Origin of the sequence: Calothrix sp. PCC 6303 (genome assembly GCF_000317435.1) — a bacterium.
Classification (GTDB): domain Bacteria; phylum Cyanobacteriota; class Cyanobacteriia; order Cyanobacteriales; family Nostocaceae; genus PCC-6303.
In genome coordinates, this window is the sequence record NC_019751.1 from 6,128,773 (window position 1) to 6,153,397 (window position 24,625).

The 24,625-nt window shown below is 40.8% G+C and carries 17 protein-coding genes; 6 read left to right on the plus strand and 11 right to left on the minus strand.

All coding sequences use genetic code 11. From position 1 onward, the window contains the following. Positions 1–5: 5 nt before the first annotated feature. Positions 6–1,202, minus strand: coding sequence for a tyrosine--tRNA ligase (gene tyrS, locus CAL6303_RS24845; RefSeq protein WP_015200597.1), 1,197 nt, complete (start codon positions 1,200–1,202; stop codon positions 6–8). Positions 1,203–1,373: 171 nt separating this feature from the next. Between tyrS and CAL6303_RS24850 the strand changes: the two genes are divergently transcribed. Next, entirely contained in the window at positions 1,374–3,302 is a 1,929-nt protein-coding gene (locus CAL6303_RS24850) for a transglycosylase domain-containing protein (protein ID WP_015200598.1), read from the plus strand. 181 nt (positions 3,303–3,483) lie between these two features. Here the strand turns inward: CAL6303_RS24850 and CAL6303_RS24855 are convergent, their stop codons facing one another. The 3 genes from CAL6303_RS24855 to CAL6303_RS24870 form a co-directional block, all read right to left on the minus strand. Next, positions 3,484–4,764, minus strand: a complete 1,281-nt coding sequence (locus CAL6303_RS24855) for a voltage-gated chloride channel family protein (protein ID WP_015200599.1) — start codon at positions 4,762–4,764, stop codon at positions 3,484–3,486. A 23-nt stretch (positions 4,765–4,787) separates the two neighbouring features. Then, positions 4,788–6,416 (minus strand): cation:proton antiporter, encoded by a 1,629-nt coding sequence (locus tag CAL6303_RS24860; RefSeq protein ID WP_015200600.1) that lies wholly within the window; start codon positions 6,414–6,416, stop codon positions 4,788–4,790. A gap of 411 nt (positions 6,417–6,827) precedes the next feature. Continuing rightward, on the minus strand, positions 6,828–7,022 hold the full coding sequence (locus tag CAL6303_RS24870) for a hypothetical protein (RefSeq protein WP_015200601.1): 195 nt from the start codon (positions 7,020–7,022) through the stop codon (positions 6,828–6,830). 499 nt (positions 7,023–7,521) lie between these two features. Here CAL6303_RS24870 and CAL6303_RS24875 point away from each other — a divergent pair, with 499 nt between their 5' ends. The 3 genes from CAL6303_RS24875 (at position 7,522) to CAL6303_RS24885 (ending at position 13,840) form a co-directional block, all read left to right on the plus strand. Then, the gene (locus CAL6303_RS24875) at positions 7,522–7,845 is read left to right on the plus strand and encodes an STAS domain-containing protein (protein ID WP_015200602.1); all 324 of its coding nucleotides are present in this window, start codon (positions 7,522–7,524) and stop codon (positions 7,843–7,845) included. A gap of 158 nt (positions 7,846–8,003) precedes the next feature. Next, a complete protein-coding gene (locus CAL6303_RS24880) occupies positions 8,004–10,595 on the plus strand; it encodes a TIGR03960 family B12-binding radical SAM protein (RefSeq protein ID WP_015200603.1) in 2,592 nt (863 codons plus the stop codon). 1,106 nt (positions 10,596–11,701) lie between these two features. Next, positions 11,702–13,840: an Rne/Rng family ribonuclease gene (locus tag CAL6303_RS24885; RefSeq protein ID WP_015200604.1), complete on the plus strand. Its 2,139-nt coding sequence runs from the start codon at positions 11,702–11,704 to the stop codon at positions 13,838–13,840. Between the two features lie 122 nt (positions 13,841–13,962). Here CAL6303_RS24885 and CAL6303_RS24890 read toward each other — a convergent pair whose 3' ends face one another. From CAL6303_RS24890 to CAL6303_RS24920, 6 genes are all read right to left on the minus strand, one after another. Then, positions 13,963–14,214 carry a phycobilisome linker polypeptide gene (locus CAL6303_RS24890; RefSeq protein WP_015200605.1) on the minus strand — a complete coding sequence of 84 codons (252 nt, stop codon included), beginning with the start codon at positions 14,212–14,214 and terminating at the stop codon, positions 13,963–13,965. A 323-nt stretch (positions 14,215–14,537) separates the two neighbouring features. Next, complete coding sequence (locus CAL6303_RS24895; protein WP_015200606.1) at positions 14,538–15,407, minus strand: phycobilisome linker polypeptide; 870 nt, start codon at positions 15,405–15,407, stop codon at positions 14,538–14,540. 212 nt (positions 15,408–15,619) lie between these two features. After that, positions 15,620–16,390 (minus strand): phycobilisome linker polypeptide, encoded by a 771-nt coding sequence (locus tag CAL6303_RS24900; RefSeq protein ID WP_015200607.1) that lies wholly within the window; start codon positions 16,388–16,390, stop codon positions 15,620–15,622. A gap of 701 nt (positions 16,391–17,091) precedes the next feature. Next, positions 17,092–17,580, minus strand: a complete 489-nt coding sequence (gene cpcA / locus CAL6303_RS24905; RefSeq protein WP_015200608.1) for a phycocyanin subunit alpha — start codon at positions 17,578–17,580, stop codon at positions 17,092–17,094. Between the two features lie 95 nt (positions 17,581–17,675). Continuing rightward, positions 17,676–18,194: a phycocyanin subunit beta gene (locus tag CAL6303_RS24910; protein WP_015200609.1), complete on the minus strand. Its 519-nt coding sequence runs from the start codon at positions 18,192–18,194 to the stop codon at positions 17,676–17,678. A 1,694-nt stretch (positions 18,195–19,888) separates the two neighbouring features. After that, the gene (locus CAL6303_RS24920) at positions 19,889–20,485 is read right to left on the minus strand and encodes a hypothetical protein (protein ID WP_015200612.1); all 597 of its coding nucleotides are present in this window, start codon (positions 20,483–20,485) and stop codon (positions 19,889–19,891) included. Between the two features lie 203 nt (positions 20,486–20,688). Here CAL6303_RS24920 and CAL6303_RS24925 point away from each other — a divergent pair, with 203 nt between their 5' ends. Next, positions 20,689–21,321 carry a hypothetical protein gene (locus CAL6303_RS24925; protein ID WP_015200613.1) on the plus strand — a complete coding sequence of 211 codons (633 nt, stop codon included), beginning with the start codon at positions 20,689–20,691 and terminating at the stop codon, positions 21,319–21,321. Between the two features lie 85 nt (positions 21,322–21,406). Beyond that, positions 21,407–22,477 carry a tetratricopeptide repeat protein gene (locus CAL6303_RS24930; protein WP_015200614.1) on the plus strand — a complete coding sequence of 357 codons (1,071 nt, stop codon included), beginning with the start codon at positions 21,407–21,409 and terminating at the stop codon, positions 22,475–22,477. A gap of 50 nt (positions 22,478–22,527) precedes the next feature. Here the strand turns inward: CAL6303_RS24930 and CAL6303_RS24935 are convergent, their stop codons facing one another. Beyond that, on the minus strand, positions 22,528–24,009 hold the full coding sequence (locus CAL6303_RS24935; RefSeq protein ID WP_041740909.1) for a sensor histidine kinase: 1,482 nt from the start codon (positions 24,007–24,009) through the stop codon (positions 22,528–22,530). Positions 24,010–24,625 lie beyond the last annotated feature (616 nt).

Sequence of the window (24,625 nt, forward strand, 5' to 3'; positions counted from 1 at the left end):
ACCACCTATGGAATTAACCTAACGAAATTCTTTTTCCCTAGTTGGAGGACTTTACCATGTAACTGTTGAGCCTCAGCAAAAACCGCCTCTCCATCCGTAATGCGATCGCTATCTAAGCGTACCCCACCTTCTTGGATTTTTCTTCTCCCTTCACCGCCGCTTTTACACAACCCGCTGACATTTAAAATTGTTGCCAACCTTGCCGGGAATTCCACCCCAGACAAGGAAAATTCGGGAATATTCCCTTCCTGTCCTCCAGATTCAGCCGCTTTCCTTGCCTCCTGTGCAGCAGCTTCCCCATGGTACTGAGTCACAATTTCCCCAGCTAATAATTTTTGTTTATCTCTAGCCACCTCTGGCAAACTTTCTAAAGATAAATCCGTCAACAATTCAAAATACTGTCCCAACAAATTATCAGGAATAGCTTGTAACTTCTGGTACTTTAAGTTGGGATGATCCTGTAATCCGATGTAATTCCCCAATGACTTTGACATCTTTTGTATACCATCAGTACCAATCAAAATTGGTGAAAGTAGTCCATATTGAGGTTTCTGCCCAAAATGTCTCTGTAAATCCCGCCCTACGGCGATGTTAAATTTTTGGTCAGTACCACCCAACTCCACGTCTGCTTCAATCGCCACCGAATCATAACCCTGCATCAACGGATATAAAAACTCATGCAAAAAAATCGGACTTTGCTGCTTGTAGCGCAAATCAAAGCCTTCTTTCTCCAACATCTGTCCCACCGTCATCGTTGACAGCAAATCCAAAATTTTGCTCAAATCCAGCTTTGATAACCACTCGGAGTTATACCGAATCTCTAATCTTCCCGGTGTATCAAAATCTAGAATTGGTCGTACTTGGTCTAAGTATGTTTTGGCATTTTCCATCACATCAGCCTGTGTAAGCTGACGACGCACATCCGATTTTCCCGTAGGATCGCCAATTCGGGCAGTAAAATCACCGATAATCAACACAGCAGTATGACCCGCATCCTGAAAAGCTCGTAATTTTCGCACAGGTATGCTATGACCGAGATGAATATCTGTGCCAGTGGGATCAATCCCCAATTTCACCCTTAAAGGGCGTTGACTATTTGTCAACAATTTTTCCAAACTCTCGCTTTCACTGTCAAAATCGGTGGGTTGTGGGAAAATTTCTACAGTACCACGACGCAACCAAGAGAAATTCTGCGTCATCATAGGAGACTCATTATTTGCTATGCTTTGCACTTTAGAAGTAGGGTTATTTGTAATCACTATTAATTGATCTAAACATTTGTCTGCCAGACTAATATAATTACAAAAAATTAACCGCCTTGCTGCATCTAGATAGATTACATTTACATATACATGTGAGGAAGTGGAACCGCCGTGTCGTCTAGGACTTTTGAAGATAAACAAACCCCACGTCAGCCTACATCCGGCTTTGAATTCATCAAAGGAGTGGGTCAAGTTGCTGGCGGCACGCTGCTAGCCATCACCATGTTAACAAGCTCTGTAGTTGCCGGAGGCTTAGTTGGCTTGGCAATTAGCTTTCGCAATCTCCCAGATGTCAGGCAATTACGTAATTTTTTCCCCTCAGAAACCACTTACGTTTATGATGTCAAGGGAAAACTGCTCACCAGCATTCACGGGGAAGCGAATCGTGAGGTTGTACCCCTAGATCGAATTTCTCCAGAACTAAAAAGGGCTGTACTGGCTAGTGAAGATAGTGATTTTTACTTTCACCACGGCATTAACCCCAAAGGCGTAGGACGGGCTGTATTCTCCAACTTAAAAGGGGGTGGTGTCCGCGAAGGTGGTTCAACTGTCACCATGCAATTGGTAAAAAACCTCTTCCTATCCCATCGACGGGAATTTACTCGCAAAATTGCCGAAGCAGTATTGGCAATTAGACTAGAGCAAATTCTTACCAAAGATCAAGTCTTAGAAATGTACCTCAATCAGGTGTATTGGGGTCACAATAACTACGGTGTCCAAACTGCGGCACGTAGCTACTTTAACAAATCCGCTGACAACTTAACTTTGGCTGAGTCAGCAATGATGGCAAGCTTAATCCAAGCACCGGAAGAATACAGTCCCTTCGCCAACATGAAAAAAGCGAAGGAACAGCAGAAGATTGTTTTAGATCGGATGAAGGGATTAGGTTGGATTACTCAAAGTGAGTATGATGTTGCCCTGAATGAAAAAATTAAATTAGGTAAAATCCGCTCTTTCCAAGGTAGCGCTTTACCTTATGTCACTAACGCAGTATCAGCAGAAATCGCCAAAAAATTTGGACGGGAATCCCTCTTAAAAGGCGGTATGCGCGTGCAAACTACCGTTGATGCTAATTTTCAACGGATGGCAGAGGAAACCGTCGCCAAATGGCATGAACGGCTATTAGGTCAAGGTTTATATAAAAACCAAATGGCTTTGGTTGCCATCGATCCTCGCACCCACTATATTAAGGCACTGGTTGGTGGTGTAGATGCCAAAACTAGTGAGTTTAACCGGGCAACACAAGCTTTGCGTCAACCTGGTTCTGCCTTTAAACCTTTTGTATATTACGCTGCATTTGCCACAGGAAGGTATTCACCCAGTTCCAACGTTGTTGATGCACCTGTAGGTTATCGAGATGGTGATGGTTGGTATTATCCCAAAAACTACGACAGTAGCTTCGGTGGTTCGATGTCGATTCGCTACGCCTTAGCACAATCTCGAAATATTCCAGTAATTAAACTTGGTAAAGCTATCGGCATGAATAAGGTTGTGGAAACCTCTCGGACTTTAGGGATTATGAGTCCGATGGAACCAGTCACTTCCTTGCCTTTGGGTGCTATCGGTGTGACACCATTAGAAATGGCTAGTGCTTACGCCACCTTTGCTAACTACGGGTGGCAGTCTCCCACAACTGTGATTGTGAGAATTACCGATAGTAGCGGAAATGTGCTACTCGACAACACACCTAAACCCCAATTGGTACTTGATCCTTGGGCATCGGCTTCTATTATTGATAGTATGCGTTCAGTAATTACTGAAGGAACAGGTAAAAATGCCTCAATTGGTCGTCCAGCAGCCGGTAAAACTGGTACTACTTCCTCAGAAAAAGATATTTGGTTTGTGGGAACTGTACCGCAGTTGGCGACTGCTGTCTGGGTTGGTAGAGACGACAACAAACAATTAGCACGGGGTGCAACGGGTGGTGTGATGGTGGCACCAATTTGGCGAGACTTTATGTCACGCGCTCTCAAAGATGTCCCGTCAGAAAACTTTAAATCGCCTTCTCAGTTCACTCGTCCGAAGTCTGGGGATAATTAATTGGTATAAGTTTGATTGGGGATAAGCTGCTACGCAGCTAAATCCTATAAATTCAGAAATTATAACCTTTGTGGTGCGGGCATCTTGCCCGCTTTAAATATACAAAGTAGGCGCTTAACAGCTTAAGACAGTTAAGCCAATAGTCAGAATCCCCAATTTTAGAGTTTTTAACAATTCCTAACTAATCACCTTCCGCTTTCTTTCCTTTAGCTTCTGCCTTTTTCCCAGGCAGGAAATGAGATTTACCTATACCAATGCGCTGGGCTTTATAAATACCACTATCACCTGAAAAAAGATAACTCACCACACAGGCGATACTAATAAATACGCCCGATTCCACACCAAAAAGCTCAATTCCCATCAAGGTTGAGGCAATCGGTGTATTTGCAGCACCACCAAAGACAGCTACAAATCCCATTCCTGCAAGTAATGGTGTGGGTAAAGCCAAAATAGGTGACAAAGCATTACCTAGTGTGGCACCAATATAAAATAATGGGGTTACTTCCCCTCCTTTAAAGCCTGATCCTAAAGTCAAAGCGGTGAAAGCGATTTTTGCTGCAAAATCCCATGGTGGTAATTGAATATTAAAAGCATCAACAATTGTCGGGATACCCAACCCAATGTATTTTGTTGTTCCAATTGCCCCAACAGCTAATGCAACAATTACACCACCAACAGCAGGACGCAGGGGAGCGTAGGAAATTTTATTTTTAAAAATATGGTTGATGCGGTGAGTTAGTTTGGCAAAAATCATTGCTATGATTCCAAAGATTATTCCTGCAACAATTGCCGAAATTATTCCCGTCACCGTGATTGTGGGGACAACAGGTGCATGACGATAGGCAGTATGGTGTAACCCTAATATTAAAGTTACGCGATCGCCTACCACCGCCGCCACTAAACAGGGAAACAGCGCATCATGCTGAATTGTACCAATTGCTAAAACTTCCAACCCAAAAACAGTTCCAGCTAGGGGAGTTCCAAAAACTGAAGCAAATCCCCCGCTTAAACCAGACATTAATACAATTCGCCTATCTGCATGTTCAAAGCGGAATATCTTAGTCAACTGATCTGCAAGTGAAGCCGCAATTTGTAAAGCTGTACCTTCACGACCTGCGGAACCTCCAAATAAATGTGTGAGGTTTGTTCCTAATAATACTAGAGGAGCCATTCGTAAAGGGATAATTTTTTTGGGTTGATGAATTTCTTCCAATAAAAGATTATTTCCTGCTTCTACTTGTCTACCAAACTGATGATAAATCCAACCGCTGAAGAATCCACCTACTGGTAACAAGGCAATTATCCACAGATGAGATTCTCGCCAATTAGTTGACCATTCTAAAGATGTCAAAAGAGCAGCAGAACCTATTCCAGAAAAAATACCAACAGCAAAGGAAATAACTAACCATTTAAGAAGTTGAGGTAAAATAACTAACTGTTCTAACTGACACCATCTTTTCATCTCAATATCCGAAAAATTTAGTTTTAATGAATTTGAGAATCTTCAAGTACAACTACAGGAACGAAACTAGATTCAATCACCGCTTGAGAAACCGAGCCAATCAGCATCTGTTCCCAAGACTGATGACCCCGTTTTCCGATGACTATTTCTGATACTTGATAATCAATAGCAGTTTGCACAATTTGTTCGGGAACAGAACCAGTGAGCGTCACAAATTTATAGCGAATATCTGCAAGTAATCGCTCAGTTTTCTTTTGTAATTCTTGAACAGTGTCAGGGGAAGCAACATTAATCACATGTAAAACAATTACCTCAGCATCGCTACGACGAGCGAGGGCGGCGGTTTTTGTTAACACTTGGGTAGATATATCAGAGGTATCAACCGCAGCTAATAATACGACACGGGTAGATACTGTCACCTTGGTGGGATCGATTTCACCACGTTGTAATAACTTTGGTGCAGAGATAGGTATTGCCCAAGCCCCTAAAGGAGCAGTAACTAAAATTGACAGGGCTGCTACTGCTAAAATTGTATCCCCTCCCTCAATACCACGAGCTAAAGGGATTGCACCAATAGCAGCTTGGACTGTGGCTTTGGCTGAGTTTCCCGGCAACAAAAACAACCGTTCCCGCCAATTCCAATTACTTCCTAATGTCGAAATATACCAACCCAACATTCGACCAATTAATGTACCTACTGCCAAAATTAAAATTCCTGGCAAGAGAATATTACCTAATACATTTAATCGAATACTTGCCCCTAACAAGACAAATAAAAAGATTTCCGCAATCACCCATAAAGTATTAAATCCAACTCGTAATTTTCGCGCTAAAGGGGTATCTAATTCAATTAGAAAAAACCCCATTGCCATGACTGCTAAATATCCAGAATAGTAAGCCCAATATTGAGGTAAAATAACCAAAAATAAAGCTGTACAGGCTACAATCAGAATGTCTTGGACGGTATTTTGCGTCCACTTTTTCTGTCCAAGTAACCACACTAGTAGACGAGATGCCAAGTAGCCAATTACTAGCCCGAAAATAATATCTCGGAGAACTTGGAATGGCAGCAGTTGCCATGGTGTTAATGTTAATCCTCCAACTTGAGTAATTTTCTCTGTATTACCTGGTGCGAGAAAGTCTACTAACAAACCGAAGACTAAAAGTAGTAGTACATCAGAAAGGGCGCTTCCAGTTAAAATGGCATCGGGAATACCTTTAGTAACTCCCCATCCCAGGCTTTTGAGTCGTAACATTGCTGGTACAATCACTGCTGGTGATTCCGCCCCAATAATACAGCCTAGTAGTAAACCTGTGGGAAAATTAAAGTGAAATAGCGGTATTGCCACAAGCGCGATCGCTATTACTTCCAAACTAGCTGGCACAAATCCTAACCTCAGTGCCACTGTACCCTGTTGGAGAAGTTTTTCTCGATCTAATCCTAATCCAGCTTTCATCAAAATAACCATCACGGCTACTGTTCGGAAAAGATCAGCAGAAGTGAGAACATCTGAATGGATAACATTTGCTACTTCAGGACCTAGTAAAATGCCCCCTAATATCATTCCAATTAGAGGTGGAGCGCTCAATCGTTCCGCAATTTGACCAATAAAAAAGCCTGCTAGCAAAATCCAAATTATACTTTCTAACATACGCGACTCTCAAAATTGTTGTTGTGGAGAGACTTGTTAACAAAAGAGTCATGCAATGTAAATAGCACAAAATGTCCAGGCTATGCAGACGCACCCCAAATGTTTGTATTGTGTAACAAAATGTGAAACCTTTCCGGGAGCATTTCCCTCTGCTAAAACCCAATTAGGTGGGTGGGAAAAATTATCGTTGTGGGGAGTGAGTAGCGAATAGTGGTCAGGATTTGAATTTAATTTACACTTTGTTACATAGTGGAAACAGTTGGGGGGCTTCGCCTCCCAAATAGTTTTCAAGAAGTTGTGTTTATTTATGCCGACTTAATTAAGAAAAATCTACTGATTTCAAAGTGGATGTGGTTTATACTCAATATTTTATTTTATTTGAACGAATATTTTATTTTTTGGGAATTGATTCTAAAAACTTGCAATTAGCTGAATTCTACCAGCATCCATTTCTGACATTAGTAATTCCAACGCTTCGTAGTCAATGTCAGAAATATAACCTGTTTGCGTCAGTTCATAGTTAATTTCATTCTCTATTTCTGGAGTTAATTTCTTAATATCCAAAGCTCTTTCTACCAAATGACGTATTGCGTATTTAGCTTTCATAAAATAATATACCCATTATATTTAATACCAATTATCACAGGTATTGCTATGTATAAAGCGTGATCGATAGACTAGCAGATATGTGATTTAAAACACTATCAGCTAGGACTTAAGTCCGCTAGAAACCTGAGGCAGTGGTGGTAGAGGCATTGACGACAAACAGCACAATAATTTACGAACTGTTTGCTATTCCTGATTTGTATAAGAATTGAGAGAACTATTAAGAAATCAGAGGAGATTCCTCGTCGTTTCACTGTGAGGTCTCTCTTACCTGTGTTGATTACAGACTACCTTTAAAGGTGAGATTGATGCAACCGTAAAAAGTATCCTTAAACACTATTCTCCATAGGGTTATGACAATCTTTAAACATATATGGATAACATATAAAGATTCAGCAAAGAAATGTCAGACGAATGGTCGATGCTTAAGTAAAAAGTTTATGGTCAAATGAATCTGTATGCAGTTTTTTTAGAAAATTCACATAGGAAGTAAATAATTATGCCTGCGACACTTAGCTACCCCAAGACCACTACAATTTTCCCCCAAGGGAGTTTAAATGCAGCTAATGCCGCCGAATTTCAACAGGATTTAACAACAGCGCTTCAAGATTCACACACTCAAGCTTTAATAGTTAACTTAGGACAAATAGAGTCATTGGATAGTGCTGGTTTGATGGCATTAGTATCATCACTGAAGCTGGCACACAAGTTAGGATGCGTTATGAGTCTTTGCTCAGTGCCTCCCGCAATCAAAATTATCTTTGAGTTGACACAACTGGATCAAGTATTTGAGATCTTAGATTCTCACGTAGTTAAATTTTAGACATTAGATACAAGCGTATCCTATGTATGTCTGGTGGGGCAGATGAGTAGCTTTATATTTTTGATTTAGAGTTTAGAGGCAAAATTGAATTTAGATGCTGGATTAATGGTAGTGTTATAAATGAGTAGCTGTAATTAAAGTAGCTCAAAGATAGCATAGTGGCAGTTGCAGTAGAAGAATTAATCACATCCGATATCCTCAAGCCGGCTCGGTATCTGGGTAACGAGCTAGGAGCAGTACATAAGCCTTGGCAAGAGGCTGTAATACGCTGGGTATTGACCTATCCAGAAATTTATGAGGTTGGGGCATCGAACTTAGGGCATATTATTCTCTATAATGTTCTGAATGCCCAACCCCGGCAGTTATGCGATCGCGCTTATCTACCAGCAAGTGATTTAGCTGGAAAATTACGCGCCACCCAAACACCTCTGTTTGCTGTGGAGTCCAAGCGATCGCTCTTAGAATTCGATATCCTAGGATTTAGTTTGAGCTACGAACTCGGTGCCACTAACATCTTAGAAATGTTAGACTTGGCAAACATCCCGCTCACATGGCAGGAGCGAGTTGGCAGCAATTACCCATTAATTTTTGCAGGCGGACAAACAGCAACATCAAATCCAGAACCATATTCTGACTTTTTTGACTTTATTGCTTTAGGGGATGGAGAAGAACTACTACCAGAAATTGGTTTAGTCTTAGAAGAAGCAAAAAACACTGGTTTAAACCGAAAACAAACATTACTGGACTTAGCACAAGTTCCAGGGGTGTATGTACCTCAGTTTTATGACATGGTAGTGGATGGCTCAGTTCATCCCAATCACCCAGATGTTCCAAAGCGAGTTTTACGAAGAGTAGCAAGCCCAATTCCAGCTTACTCAATTGGACTTGTACCCTATGTAGAGACAGTTCACGACCGCTTAACGATTGAAATTCGACGCGGTTGTACCCGTGGGTGCCGCTTTTGTCAGCCAGGAATGTTGACTCGTCCAGCCCGCGATGTCGAACCAGATCAAGTTGTCAAAACAATTGAAGCAGGAATGCGGGCAACAGGTTATAATGAATTCTCATTACTTTCTCTTTCCTGCTCAGATTATTTATCCTTACCCGCAGTGGGTATGGAAATTAAAAATCGGCTAAAAAACGAGAATATTACCCTGTCGCTTCCCAGCCAGCGAGTCGATAGATTCGACGAAAACATCGCCAATATCCTTGGTGGTACCAGACAAAGTGGACTGACTTTTGCACCTGAAGCCGGAACCCAGCGAATGCGCGACATCGTGAATAAGGGTTTAACCAACACAGAACTATTACGCGGTGTAAAGACAGCTTGGGAACAGGGCTGGGACAAAATCAAGCTTTATTTTATGATTGGTTTACCAGGCGAAACCGATGCTGATGTTGTGGGTATCGTGGAAACCGTCCGCTGGTTAAAAAACCAATGCCACGCCAAAGGTCGTAAGCCGCTGAATTTTAACTTAACAATTTCTAACTTTACCCCCAAACCCCATACCCCCTTTCAGTGGCACTCAGTCGCCACATCTGAATTTAAGCGCAAGCAACAACTTCTGCGGCAGGAATTTCGGGGAATGCGAGGAGTCAAAGTCAATTATACTGATATTCGACTTTCAGCAATGGAAGACTTTATTGGTAGAGGCGATCGCACTTTAGGTAAAGTTCTATTAAGAGCTTGGCAATTGGGTGCAGGGATGGACTCTTGGTACGATGGCTTAGATCAAGCCTTCGCCGCTTGGGAAAACGCGATCGCTGAAGCTGGACTAGACTGGAAATACCGTCAAGTGGAAAACGGTGAGTGGAATGTGATGGAAGGTAGTAGCGGTGATAGCCGCTTAGATGTACCTTTACCTTGGGATCACATAGATTCTGGTATAGATAAACACTGGCTGAAGAAAGACCTAGAACTTGCTCTCCAAGCCGCAACTGTACCTGATTGCTCCTTTGATGCCTGCTCACACTGCGGTGTCTGCGGTACCGACTTTGGTAGTAATGTGGTGATGACAGCACCAATAATTCCAGAATTCGCTGGTGACTTTGTACCTAATACAACAAAGGTGCAACGGCTACGAGTAAAATTTGGTAAACTTGGTGACATGGCACTAGTGGGTCATCTTGATTTAATGCGATTGTTTGATCGAATTGCGAGGCGTTCTGGATTGCCAGTGGCTTTTACAGGAGGATTTCATCCCAGCCCGCGTATCTCCGCCGCCAACGCCTTACCCCTAGGTGCCACCAGTAGTGGTGAAATTCTAGACTTTGAACTAACCGAGGTAATCGAACCTAGGGAATTTCAAAGAAAACTAATGGAAACTTTACCTAGTGATATTCCTATATATGAAGTGGTGGAAGTGGACATCAAAGCACCCGCCGCGACTCAAATCCTCTCCGCTGCCGAGTATTTAATCACAATAGCAACTAGTACGGATGTCAACTCCAAGGAATGGCAAACTTGGATAGATGCCATCAAATCAACCTCAGAAATTTGGTTGGAACACACCACAAAGTCCGGAAAACAACAGTTGGTGAACTTATGCGATCGCTTAGTTGATCTGGAACTGATGTCCACAAATACCAATGCAGAGGCATCAACAGCCATTTGCCGATATATTGGTAGCTGTCGTAACGATGGTACCCAGTTGCGCCCCGAACAAATTCTGTTTATGCTAGAACAAGTCGCAGCCAGAGAATTTCATCTGCTGCACGTTCACCGCAACCAGATGGTTTTGGGAACTTAAATAATTGAAGATAACATCTTGTACTCGTTATCTCACAGTTGTGATGTCAGGAATTGATTTTTGGTAAGGTTGCGTTAGAATTAAGTGAAGAGAAATTTTCTGGCGCTGCATTGAGTGAGTCGATTCACTACCCTGATATATCAGGGCGCGAAAAAAGGAGATTAGAGTGCAAGTTTTCAAGTCTTATCCCAGAGTCGCGCAGGCTAGAAAGTAACCCCTTGACAGCTAATGGTGAATCATCCATTCAAAATAAGCTCCGTTGGCTTCTCTATCTGTATTTTTTCCCAATTCTTAATGCTCACCTTTAACGACAGTATTATGTTGTAAGGCGCTATGGAGTAGGCTACCAACAGGTATGCCAAAAACACACTCAATCTGCTTGATCATCATGTGTGCTGGTTTTCGTCCCTAGGTTAAATTCCTATAGCAAAACCGAGGAATAATGATTTCCAAAAGCAGCTTGAATCAAAGGGAAATGGATCAAAAAAGTGCAAAACTTTAAGTGATGTATAGTGTGCATAAACTGCGGGAAGCAAGCTATGGGAGACGTATAGCTTCAAACTCCATTCTCGATTTTCATACTGGGACAAACGTCCTAACTTACTAAAAAAACTTGCGACTCATTCAATCCTCCTTGATTCGGTAACTTTCAAATCAATTAAGTAGCCATCATGAACTGATATACGCCAAAACAAATGAAAAAGCTGTTAGGTGTTAGGGATTTTCCTACTCACTACTAACTTTCTCAAACTATGTAAGTGGAAATAAATCACTGTTCCTAGTAGCGCTACTACAAGCCAATTCCAGGGACTTTATATTCCGTTACATACTACCAACTAAAGTTAAAACTTCTATAAAAGTACCCCAACGAAAAATCAGACTGTTCTCGAAAAAGCATTGCACCAAACAATTAACATGAATGAAGCGGTTTATAGCCGTTCATGAGCAAATCAGCGTATCAGCGCAATATGAGTAGAATTGGCTCTAACTGTCAGAGCAAAAAATCAGATTTTTTATTAACATCAGCACTTTTGAGGCTTGTAAGTTTACTTATGGATAACCAGCCTTCAAAACTAATTGTGCTACCAATTTTTTGAGGAAATTGAATGCCAAAGCAAATTATTATCGCAGAGCAGCACCAAATCGCAGCTGTATTTTCTGAAGATCAAATCCAAGAACTAGTAGTTGCCACAGGACACCATCAAATTGGGGATGTCTATTTAGGTGTAGTTGAAAACGTACTACCCGGAATCGATGCAGCTTTTGTCAACATCGGTGATCCTGAGCGTAATGGTTTTATTCATGTCACAGATTTAGGACCTTTAAAACTTAAACGTAGTGCAGCTGCTATTACCGAACTCCTAACACCGCAACAAAAAGTGTTAGTTCAGGTAATGAAGGAGCCAACCGGGACAAAAGGACCAAGACTTACAGGTAACATTACTTTACCCGGTCGTTATGTGGTGTTGATGCCCTACGGTAGGGGTGTAAACTTGTCACGCCGCATTAGAAACGAAAATGAACGTAATCGCTTAAGAGCATTAGCAATTTTAATTAAACCTGCGGGAATGGGTTTACTAGTTCGCACAGAAGCTGAAGGTAAACCAGAAGAAGCGATTATTGAAGATTTGGAAGCCCTACAACGGCAGTGGGAAATTATTCAACAAGAAGCTCAATCTTCCCGCGCACCAGCATTGCTCAATCGTGACGATGACTTTATCCAGCGCGTATTACGGGATATGTATGGTGCGGATGTAAATCGAATTGTGGTTGATTCCAGCACCGGGTTAAAACGTGTTAAGCAATATTTACAAAACTGGAGCGGCGGACAAACCCCACAGGGACTACTAATTGATCATCACCGCGATCGCGCTCCAATTTTAGAGTACTTCCGCATCAATGCTGCTATTAAGGAAGCACTCAAACCGAGGGTGGATTTACCTTCAGGCGGCTACATCATTATTGAACCAACCGAAGCGCTGACAGTAATTGACGTTAACTCCGGTTCCTTCACCCGTTCCGCAACTGCCCGTGAAACCGTCCTGTGGACAAACTGTGAAGCAGCCACCGAAATCGCTCGACAATTACGTCTACGTAATATTGCTGGTGTAATTGTAGTAGATTTCATTGATATGGAATCGAGACGCGACCAACTCCAAGTACTAGAACACTTTAATAAAGCCCTAAAAGCTGATAAAGCTCGACCCCAAATTGCTCAACTTACGGAGTTAGGATTAGTTGAGTTAACTAGAAAACGCCAAGGTCAGAATATTTATGAACTGTTTGGACGAACTTGCCAAAGCTGTGGTGGCTTAGGTCATACCGTCCACTTACCTGGCGAAGTAGAATCCAGAATGCCCAACACATCTCCAGAAATACCGGAGCGCTTCTCACCTCTGCCAAATCGTGAACCTCGTCCCAATAATGTACGAGTGATTGAGCCAAAGGAAATCTATGATGGATTTGGCGAAACCAACGAACCTGATTCTGAATATACACCACTGAATTTAGTCAACCATCCCAGTTATCAGGAGATGGGTGATAATAAAAATCGCCGTGTTCGTCGTCGTCAGCAACGTATCGGTGTCAACGGAATTAATGGCAAAGAGGAACCGACAAGAATTGGTAGTCCTTCTCCAGGTTTCGTCAGTGATGGAGAGCTAGATTTAGATGGCGATCTTGATGTTATTAGCCCATCTGAACTACCAATACCAAACCTGAATAAAGTTCCTTGGAATGATAATCCTAGGGATGGGTTACGCGATATCTCCAGAGAGCCGTTACGCGATCGCGTTGAACGGGGAAAGACTAAAATTGAACCAGTCAAACCCATTGTTGAACCACCAGAAATCAGAACGGTGGAAATGACAACTGAGGAGCAAGATGTTTATGCACTCATGGGTGTCACCCCATTGTTAAAACTCGATCGTGAGGTCAAAAATACTAAATCTGTGATTATCAATGTGGTAGCACCTGGTCAACAAGCTAGCACTAACCCCATCGAAACCAACTCTGAATCACCAAGAGTTTTGCCGACACCGCGAAAGGAAATAGCCCCTCCTGAGCCAAAACCTTCACCGATAGTAATTTCGGAACCAGAACCAGAACCAGAACCATTGCCAGAACCAGTACTGAAGGTTGCACAAATATCAGAGGAAGAAGAGGTAGAAACTGTTACTCCGGTTACTGATCCTACTAATGGTCGTCGCCGTCGCAAACGCTCATCCGCCAATGGCTCAGATTAGCAAATTATCTCCCCACTGCTAATAAATCTGGTATAAAAAAATAGAGACTTTATATGCAACATATAAAGTCTCTAGCAAAATTTCAGAATTATCTCAATGATTCTCATTAACCAGCAAAAGAATTAGTTATTTGCGTCATTCTCCGATTGAGTCTCTGTGTGCAAAGGCTCAATCGCAACTATTTTGCCTCCCATGCGGTTAATTCGTTGCATTTCTGCATTCATTCGGTTGTAAGGAACTACGACAAAAGTACTAGCGCTGGAACGCAGTTGATAATCTGTTCGATCAGTTTCTTCGTTTTGGTGCAACCCGACAACTTCATAGCGGAAATAGCGACTCGTAGATGCAGCTTTGTTAGCAATTTGACCTAGCATAGTTTTAATTTAATATTTGTTGATTAATTGTTCAGTGGTGAATTGTTAGTTGTTAGTAAGTCAACACGGTTTAGCTAAGGAAAAATCACTATTAGCTACTAGCTTTTAGAATCAATAGTGTATCGAGGATGGGAAGCATTATTCTTAACTTTTTCCTGCTTAACTAAACTGTTACTGTTGCCTTTTGAACAATTCCAATTCTTAACTTAGAAGAGGTTTAAGTAAGTATCAATCACTATACTTGTAACCGTTAATAACTGGATTTTTAAAATGGCTAATAGTCAACTCCCCAAAGCGTATTAACTATTAGCCACTTTGATCAACTAAAGCGGAGTAATACTAGCAATTCTACCGCCTTGTTTTTGCACTCTTTGCATGTAGGACGATAGTTCTTCATAGGGAATGACTACAGCTTGATTAACTTTGCGAGTGCTAGGATAACCAGCACCAAACACCTTCGCAACTTCAACGCGGAACATTCTACCTTCTTTACCAAAAGTTGCTGCACCACCAAAAGTACTGTTGGGGGTGACACCTCTTTGTTGAGCTACATAGGCAAAACCTTCACCACTACCAGAAGGTGTAACTACGGTAGATGAACTGTTACGTCCAAGTTCAGCAGCAAGGTGCGAACTTGTACCTTTGAGTTGAGCGCGATCGCTATTGGCGTAACCACGATATAGTTGGAACATCCGGCTAAATCCAACAGTTTTTTGTCCAGTTTGAGTTTGGAAACCGCGATAGTAAGGAACTATATTTTCGCCAAAGTTTGCTTCATACTCTGAGGAATAAATATAGGAATCAATATCAGCATCGTAACCTTCCTCTTGATATAAATCGAGGTGGTAAATTACCTCTGACTCATCGTAAGGTGCGCGTCCCAATAAGTGCTTATAATTGAGTTCGATTACACGAGTTTGGAAGCTGTTGTAAAAGAATTTGTTTTTGTAAAGTTCTGATTTTGCAACTTGACTAACGAAGTCGCGTACTGTAATTTTACCGTCCCGTAGAAGCGATTCGGCGCTAATCAGACGCTCAGACTTCATCAAATGATCGTTACCCAAAATCTGACGATAAACAGCCGAAATAACTATTTCTACTTCTTCTTTTGTGGCACGGGTTCGCAATTCTAGCGGCGATGAATTACTAAAAGCCTCAGTTCCCAGACGTGATGCTGCGGTTGTTATTGCCATTTTTTGATTCTCCTAAAAAAATAGTGAGGAATTATGTCAATTAAGACAGAAGATGAGTTTTTGGGCGAAGCTTGAGCATTAATTAACCGTGAGTGAGAATTCAAAAATTACTACTTAATTAACAATTAACATAAGTTAAAAAACTAGAATCTCCGAATTCTCACTCCTGTGCAGACGACCTGTTAAATTGTCTTCTAACTTCCAGGTTGAGCTTATGCCAAAGTAATGCTCATTACCTTGTTACCTTTACGGTTCAATTGCTGTAACTTGCTCGAAAGCTGCTCAAATGGTACGAGAATCTCTGTCGTTATCCGACGTACAACTGCTGTTTTTGATGACGCTGCTTGCATAACTCGAAGTCGGTAAACATCTCCTCGCTTGCCGCTTGTAGCACCTGCTAATGCAGATGAGGAAGCCGCATGAATGGGGGATGCAGTATTTTTTGCTACTTCCCAAGTTAAGCGTCCCTGCTTGCATCCTTGGCTGCTGTCACTATTAGCATAACCTCGATACAGCTGGAACATACGGCTAAAACCAACGTTCTTTTGTCCAACCTGGCTTTTGAATCCACGATGGTTAGGAACAATGCTCTCACCGAAATTTTGCTGATATTCAAGCGAGTCAATGTATGAATCTATTTCAGCATCGTAGCCTTGTGTGTTGTACAAGTCCACATGGTATGCTATTTCAGATTCGTCTTCCGGAGCGCGTCCGAGAAAGTGCTTGTAATTCAGTTCGATAAAGCGAACCTGCGAGTTGCTTTGAAAAAATTTCTGACTATAAAGTTCTGATTTCCCGATTGCCCGCACAAATTCTCTCACTGAAAGCTGTCCTTGCTTTAAAAAGGACTCTGCGCTTAATAAGCGATCGCTTTCCATCAAATAAGAATTGCCTAATATCTGACGATAAACAGCACGAATCACGATTTCAACGTCTGTATCGTTGCGGTCGGAACGTAGTTCTAAAGTTTCCATCGCTTCCATTGAATTATTTCTCTCACGAAGGTGGACTCTGAAGAGAAAATATTAAGTTGCTGTAGCAATTAGCTGCTAATTGCATACTATTACTAAGTTAAGTTAGAGGAAGTTCCTCATCCCACGGTAAGGTCTCTCTAACACCAAATCATGCCTAAAATCGATCCTTTACTTTTATAGGCATTTTTTACTTTCTATCTAAAAAAATCTTCGATACCTACAATACCAATTCATTAATTCAAGTCGATATCAAAAAAATCACATTTTTATTGAAGCGCAGAATTGAATCGCAGAATTGAAAACCAGAATTGAATTTTTAAAAACAGAACCACGTTCAAAAAACCTGATTTTTAAGGAAATAGTGAATTAGTACTTTAGATTTTGAATTACCCAAACAAAGAAATTTATAGAAATTAGGAATCGCGCAATTGTAATATTGGTTTTCAACTTGTCCCTTTGGCACGTCTAAGCTAGCCTTTCAGATCTAGATCTGGTACTAGTCTACAGCACACCCTCCGGAAACCTGCTGCACCTCTTCGCAATCACATCGTTGCATAAGTCCTGGAAATTAGAAAGTAGATTTAGTATGAACTGTTCGACTCAATATTTTCCGAAAATTTATTTTCAAAAAACAAAACATGCCCAGAAAGATAAACAACTCCTAGCTAATCTGCCAGTTAGCTGCTCAGTTTTCTGGGCAAAACCTGAATTTAGCTCAGGGTATTGATTGCATAATCAATATAAGAATTAGCTTCAACAGCAGGATCGCCGCTCAAACCATGGTTTGCTTTGATATATTTCAAAGCTTCAATATACCAGCTAGGAGACAAATCAAAGGTCTTGTTGATTTCAGCTAAACCAGCGATTAGGTAGTCATCCATTGGACCAGTACCACCGACAACCAAGCAGTAAGTAATCATGCGTAAGTAGTAGCCGATATCACGAGCACACTTAGCTTTACCAGTAGAACTGGAAGCAAAGTTGTTACCTTGCATTTGGGTGGTGTATGGAAATTTTTGATACACAGCATTTGCTGCACCATCTGCCAAGCTTTGAGCTTTTGAAGTTAAACCTTTAGCAGCTTCTAAGCTAGCGGTAGCTTGACGGAAGCGACCAAAAGCTACTTGTACTTCTGTGCTGCTTAAGAAACGTCCTTGAGAATCAGCAGCTGATACAGCTTCGGTTAGAGGAGTTTTCATGAGTTAGGTATCTCCGTTTTACAAAGTTTTTGTTTGATAATGGGTTTGTTTAACTGATCAAAATCTCAGTTAATCATGCTTTAAGAGCGAAATAATTATGCAACAGCAGATGCTGCGCGATCAAAATAGCTAGCAATTTCAGACATGAGAGCGCTGCAATCGCCTCTGGTGACACCGTTAGGGTCGCCAGCAATAGCCAATGCTGCTTCTTTCATTTTTTGAACGCCAACTGAAACAGAGGATCCAGGTGTTCCCAATGCCAAGTAGGTTTCGCGTAATCCGTTTAAGCAACGGTCGTCAAGAACACTTGCATCACCTGAAAATACTGCATAAGTTACATAGCGCAAGATGATTTCCATATCACGCAAGCAAGCAGCCATACGACGGCTTGTGTAAGCATTACCGCCAGGAGCGATCAATTGGGGTTGTTCTGCAAATAAAGAACGAGCCGCGTTAGCAACAATTGTTGATGCATTGCTGGTAATACGGTTTACCGAATCCATCCGCTTGTTTCCATCGCGAACCATGTTCAATAAAGCATCCAATTGAGAAGTGCTGAGGTACTCACCACGAGCATCAGCTTGGGAAACTACTTTGGCAAACGCATCTAACATTGGTTTAATCTCCTATTTGTTGGATTTTAAATTTACTCTGCATGAACTAACCCACCCTAAAGAGTGATGGGGCAATTTGTGCTGGAAGTATGAGCGAGAATTTGCACTTTTTTCGTGAACTCGTGCCACGATACGACGAATTTCGCAAATCTCGTTAAAAACTAAAAAAGTTTAAGTTGTTAACTTTTTGTTGTCTACTAGATGTCTAATTGCAGCAGCAATACAAGATGTATATCGGCTTTAGGAAGTAATTAAGATATACCTAATTTTCCTGTTATTCAAAAGAATATAGCCTTGGATAAAGTACCTTTTCGGGTACGAAACTGCAACACAACTGAATCTACTAAACTAAATTTTAATGGCATCTAGGCTTCTAGATTAAAAGTTCTTAACAAAACTTAAATTTTAGTTTTAAATCCTGAAAATATTGGCAAGTCAACCTTTAGCTAACATGAGTTTATATTTTCAGGTTCTAAAAAAGTTTATACAATGTCTTTGCCATGATTTTTATTAAAAATTATTATGATGTAGTTTCAATTGTTTACACAACTTTATATTTTCGACAAAGCAATGGTAAAGCCCGTCAGATAATTAGGGCTTGCTGTATAGCCCTTTCGGGCATCCAAGAAACGCGTACCGCAAGGTTAGCTGCAAAAGTCTTCTAATGAGGGCAGGAAAGAGGAAACAGGCAACAGGAAACGTTGATAATAACTATTTTTTGTGAATATTAGGGCTGTTTTTAGGGGCTATAGTTCTGATTATTTTCACAGTTGCGGGTATGCTGGTTTTAGGATTAGAGGAACCAGGTTTTGCAAGTCGTCAAACATTGGTGGATTTGTACAGGTTATTTTTCAAGGAAAATAAACTTGTTAGCTGTTGTTTTTTGACGTTTTGTGGATACTTTGATTTTAAAAATTGTCCCTTGCTTTTAAATTCTGTAGTTTTAGCTGAACAAGTTTTCGCACTGAAGTAAGTAATCAAGTTTTTTGTGAAATTAAGAAGCTCGGTTTTGGTGGTTAATCATTACCGGGATTATGAGTAAAGATACAGGTATTGCAAGGTTTATTTAGAGGATATTTGAAAGTTTTACTATTAAGTGTAAATGCTGAATTATTATTTTAAGTTCAACATAGCGGGAGCATCTCAGTTTTGCATTCTTTCCCCCAGGCTAGAAGCCTGGGGCTACAAAAACCAAGCCTGCCTCCGGCTAAAATTCTTTCTCAGCCTGTGATAGAGGCGATCGCGGCTTCTCTTTGAGTCGCAGGCTGGCTGTAAACTTTGATATGATTTTCACGCTTTTTATTCATAGAGTTTTTGCGTCATCGACTTGTTCCTTGCCAAAGACAAGGAACAAGCCATATCACAGATAAGCTAAAACGCATTTAATTTGTAAACCTGAAAACCTTACAGCAAGGCTTTCAGCCTTCAAAACATGTCATTTAGATGCGTCCAAGCTTATTGCATGAACTTTGAACTCCGAAAAAGCACAGAGTCAACAGCCTAGTGGCAGGCTAACCGGAGGGAAGCCGCTATGGGGCTATGTTCGTATAGCGATACCCTTCCAGGATATTGATTCAAAAAGTGGTACGCTCCCAACATAGCACCTGCGTAGAAGTCAAAATTTTTGCTGTTTCGTAGTTGCACGCAACTACGATAAAAGAAAATTGTATTGATTTCGCCTCTGCTGTACCAGTCTAATTTGCTACTTCTGACATTTCTAAAACCCGACCCTCATAATCTTTAACCAAGAAGTTGAGAGGTTTGCGACTACGAATTTTAAATTTTAAACCGCGTGCTTCGACCCGCATTAAAATCATTTCTAAGCATTCATTATCAAAGCAGACGTGACGCTGCTGGCTTTTTGCGCCAATGGTTGCCCCTGTAATCACATGTAGCTGCGTATTTTTCTTGAGTTGATACCAAAGTCCTTCACTAGCACTTGTCATTCTGTTGCTGGAGAAGTTTGGACTTGTTGACAAATAAAGAGGATCCACACCAGCTGCACCGATGGTTTGTTCGTAATTGTAATAGTAGTGTAAAGGGACTTCCGCAGAAGGTAAGTCTAGTAAACCCTCATACAATTGTCGGGCAACCTCAAGATCAGATACCATCACCGTAAAAACTTTGGGTGCGCTACTGAGGAACATCCACATTGCACCTGCGTAAGCTGCTAGCAGCATTACCATGATGCCTTGGGTGGAGAATAAACTATCAAGGGGTAGGGAAGGCAAAAATGAGCCTAAAGTCAGAGACGGAAGCAGGAACGATGTCACACTAGCTGCTATAAACATGTAAATGTCAAGTTTTTGTATAGGAAAGTCAATGAGAGTTTTAGTTGAATATGACTTAGATTAAGTCTGATTGAGTATAGTGTATCAAGTATAAGCAGGACTGAAGACCAGTCTTAAATAGACCTTCATGAAAATATGATCAAATCGGCATAAGCCTACATAATCCTTAAGTTAATTTTAGCAACATTGGCGTTTGAAAGATTGTGCAAATTCCCCATTTCCCCGAAGCTAACCATCCATTAGTCAAATCGTTATTCCATCATAGCGATCGCGAGTTATTAACTTTGCTACAACAGCATTCAGATTCTGGTAAATACTTTACGGCGTTATTTTGTCGCTACAGTCCAATTGTATACACATTGATTCGTCATTCAGCGCGATCGCCTGTTCAAGCCGAGTACCTATTTGCCTTAACTTGGAGACATATCCATCAAGAACTTACGGGTTTGGATTTTAGTCAGACAGCTGGTGAAAATCTGACTTTGCAAAATTGGCTGATTAATATGACAGCTTACTGTATCAATGATATTGAGCTACCACCTACAGAAGCAATTCACTACTCCCTGAAAGCAACTTCACCACCATTATGGTGTTATGTCGAACAAGCATTGGAACAGCTAACACCAGTTTTACGGCTGATGGTGTTGATGGCACAAACTTTTCACTGGAGTGAAACCCGAATTGCTGCTTATTTACAAGCAGAAGGTGAGGCAATTACCTCAAATGATGTAGCCAATTTTCTCCAGGAAGGCTATCGTATGCTTGAGGACAAATTGCCAACAGATATCCGCACCATATACTTTGGAGAGCAGACTATCTCGAATATGGCTACGTGAAAATACTATTTCTCGTGGTTCTCAAGGTGTAAAAACAACTTTTCTAAGCATTTTACTTAAACCCGAAATTCCACGGGAAATTTTTATGAAACAAAAAAAAATAAGAGTACTAACACGCAGACGTTGGGAATATTATCAAAATCGACCAGCTTACACGTTTTGTTTATTAATACTTGTAGCTTTGTTTTCTCCGGTAACGGCACATGCGGCTGATATTACAGAACAGTTGCACAATCCAACATCTAAATTTGTACCGCGTCAAGCTAGAAATGAAGCTGACACACTATTTCAAATTGGTGAGCGGCAACTTCAGCAAGGAACTCCACATAAAGCTGTGCAACAATTTTTGGCAGCATTAGAAACTTACCATTATCTGGGTGATATGAGAGCGCAGGGCTTGACATACGATTTGTTGGGCAGAGCATACTTAGAACTGGGACAATATAAAGAAGCCGAAGATGCGGTTCGTCGTCATTTAGCGATCGCACGCAACAACCGAGACTTAGGCACTCAGGTATTTGCCTTAAATAACGTTGGTAGTTTGCTGTTACAAAAGGGTGAATTTAGCGATGCTGAAACTTGTTTTGCAGAAGCTGCGGAAATTGCCCGGAGTTTGAAAAATATCGAAGGAGAGGGACTCTCACTTAGTAATCTGGGATTAGCTACAGCTAGATTAGGAGACTATAACAAAGCTATCAAGTTGTATGAAACTGCATTAACATATCGCCGTCAACTTGGCAACCCCGTAGCTGAGGCAAATACTTACAACCACCTAGGGGAAGCATATCAGGAGATTGGTGATTATCAAAATACAATTGGAGCCTTTGGAGTGGGATTAAGGCTAGCGAAAGCATCACGCGATCGCGTAAATCAATTTCGTGCTATTGATGGGTTAGTTACAGCACATAACTCAGTTGGACGCTATGAGCGTTCCTATGAACTACTAGGAGAACGTTTATCACTTGCCCAAGAACTGCAAAACCCCCAAGAACAACTGCAAACCTTTGAGTCCTACGCTTTATTTTACGAGAAACAGGGAAACTACAAAACCGCTCGTAATTTCTACGAACGTGCAATTATAGTTTCCCGTAGTTTGGAAGATAGTAAGAAAGAAGTTTTGTTGTTGGATAGATTGACGCAAATTCGGAAGAAATAGGGAGCAGTGAACAGGGAACAGTAAAATCTGCTTCCCTCCCTCTCTCCCTCCTACTCCTGCATCAAAGGCAAAATAACCGTAAAAACCGTCCCCACACCCAGAGTACTTTCCACTTGAATTTGACCGTGGTGATTGTCTACAATTGCGGATGCGATCGCTAAACCCAAACCAGAGCCAGTTGCTTTTTCTGTAGCTTGATTTCCCCCGCTATGGGTACGTGCTGGATCTACTCGGTAAAAACGATTAAATAATAATGGTATTGCCTCCGCAGGAATACCTATACCAGAATCCTCTATACGAATCTGTAACTGACTATTTCCGTAACGTAATCCCGAAACCCGGTTAAGCACTTCTGGGCGAGCTAACTCCACCTTGACTTTGCCTCCGGATGGAGTGTATCTGAGAGCATTTCCAATCAAGTTTGTAAATAATCTCACCAACTGATCCCAATCACCCAGCGGTGTAAACCAATTTTCTAATAATTCAGGATCAATTTCCGATTCTGGAGGATCGGCTAATTTGAGAGTTAAAGATATATTTTTTTCCGCCGCAAATAATTTTTGTTCTTCCACCACCTCCATTAACAAAGCATCAATTGGACAAGGGGAAAAACTTTCTGTGCGAACACCCCCATCTTGGCGTGCTAAAAATAATAAATCACTAACTAACTTGCCCAAACGCTTAGTTAATCTTTCCACAACTAATAACTGTTGACGATATTGGGAAACCATCACAGCTTCATTTTCGCTAATTTCCAAATCAGTTAAAGCAATTTGCACATTAGTTTGAATCAACGCAATTGGACTACGTAATTCGTGTGAAGCATCCGCTGTAAACTGCTTCAAGCGTAGATAAGATTCATGAACTGGTTCCATAGCCTTTCCCGAAAGAAACCAACCACTAGCCGCTACAGAAATCACCATTATCCCAATTCCCAAACCTAAATCAACAATCAACTCAATACTGGGTTTAGTAACTTCAAACCAGGGATGACTTACCCGTAAATATCCTAATACCTGTCTTCCTCGCTGTACACGTTGCGTGATTTGCCGCAAACGATAAGAAGTACTAGAAGTATCAAAATAACTTTTAATATTTTCTGCCAATTCTAATTTTTGATTACCTAATTCTTCCTTAAAAATATGTACAGTTTCACCAGTACGATTGGGATGAATTGGAATATCTAAAGGAACAGAAAAAGTAGACCAAATTAATTCACCTGTGGGACTAAACCATTCCAAATCAATGTGATCGTCTTCAACATTATCAGCATTGTTGCCAAAACTAGCTTCAAGATTAATTCGATACACACCAGTATTTGAAGCACCAGGTTCAATTACCAGCGTAGATGCACAACGATTGTTGGTTAAACAGCGCTCAACAATCTCCACTACGTGATTTAAGGTATCGTCTACCCGCTCAATCAGTGTACTCCGAACATATAAGTAAACTCCGATAGCGAATAGCAGCAAAAGTAAAGCAGTAATCGAAGTGTACCAAATAGCCAGACGACGGCGAGTAGCTTGAAACATGAGAAGAAATACAGGTAATGGTGAAGAAAAATTTAGGATAAATTTAAAAATATTTTCCGGATACTGCGAAAGCTTCATCTAGTCAATTGATTCGGAAAATACTTTTTTAGCAAAATTTTATAAAACTTACTCCGCAATACTTTCAGACTCTAAATATTTTCTCAAAAAAATATCTAATCACTATTTTCATACATTATTGGTAAAAAACTAATCAGATATTTGACCTTTTAATCATCTTTTACCTCACTACATCCTAAACTATTTAAGTGGTATTACTTACATTATTTTGTTATTCATGTTGCATAATTCCATATTCTTACTGAAGGTGTATCCTATCTAGACGGGTTAAATTCTGTTTGTAAAGATAAGTAAGTAATCTAATTTTCAGCTTAGTGTCTCGATTAGTTTCCAATTTACACCGACGAAAGTCAGTACAGTTACCTAACAGGAAAGTTAAAATGGTGAGCTTAATAACTAAGAAAATATGCCATCAGCGTATTTACGGCAAATATCCATAGGTAATTAGAGATTTGAGACTTGATAGATTTTAGATCATTTCGTAGTTTCGGGACTTCTCTAATGATATATCGCTTCATACTAGTGACATTTTAATATC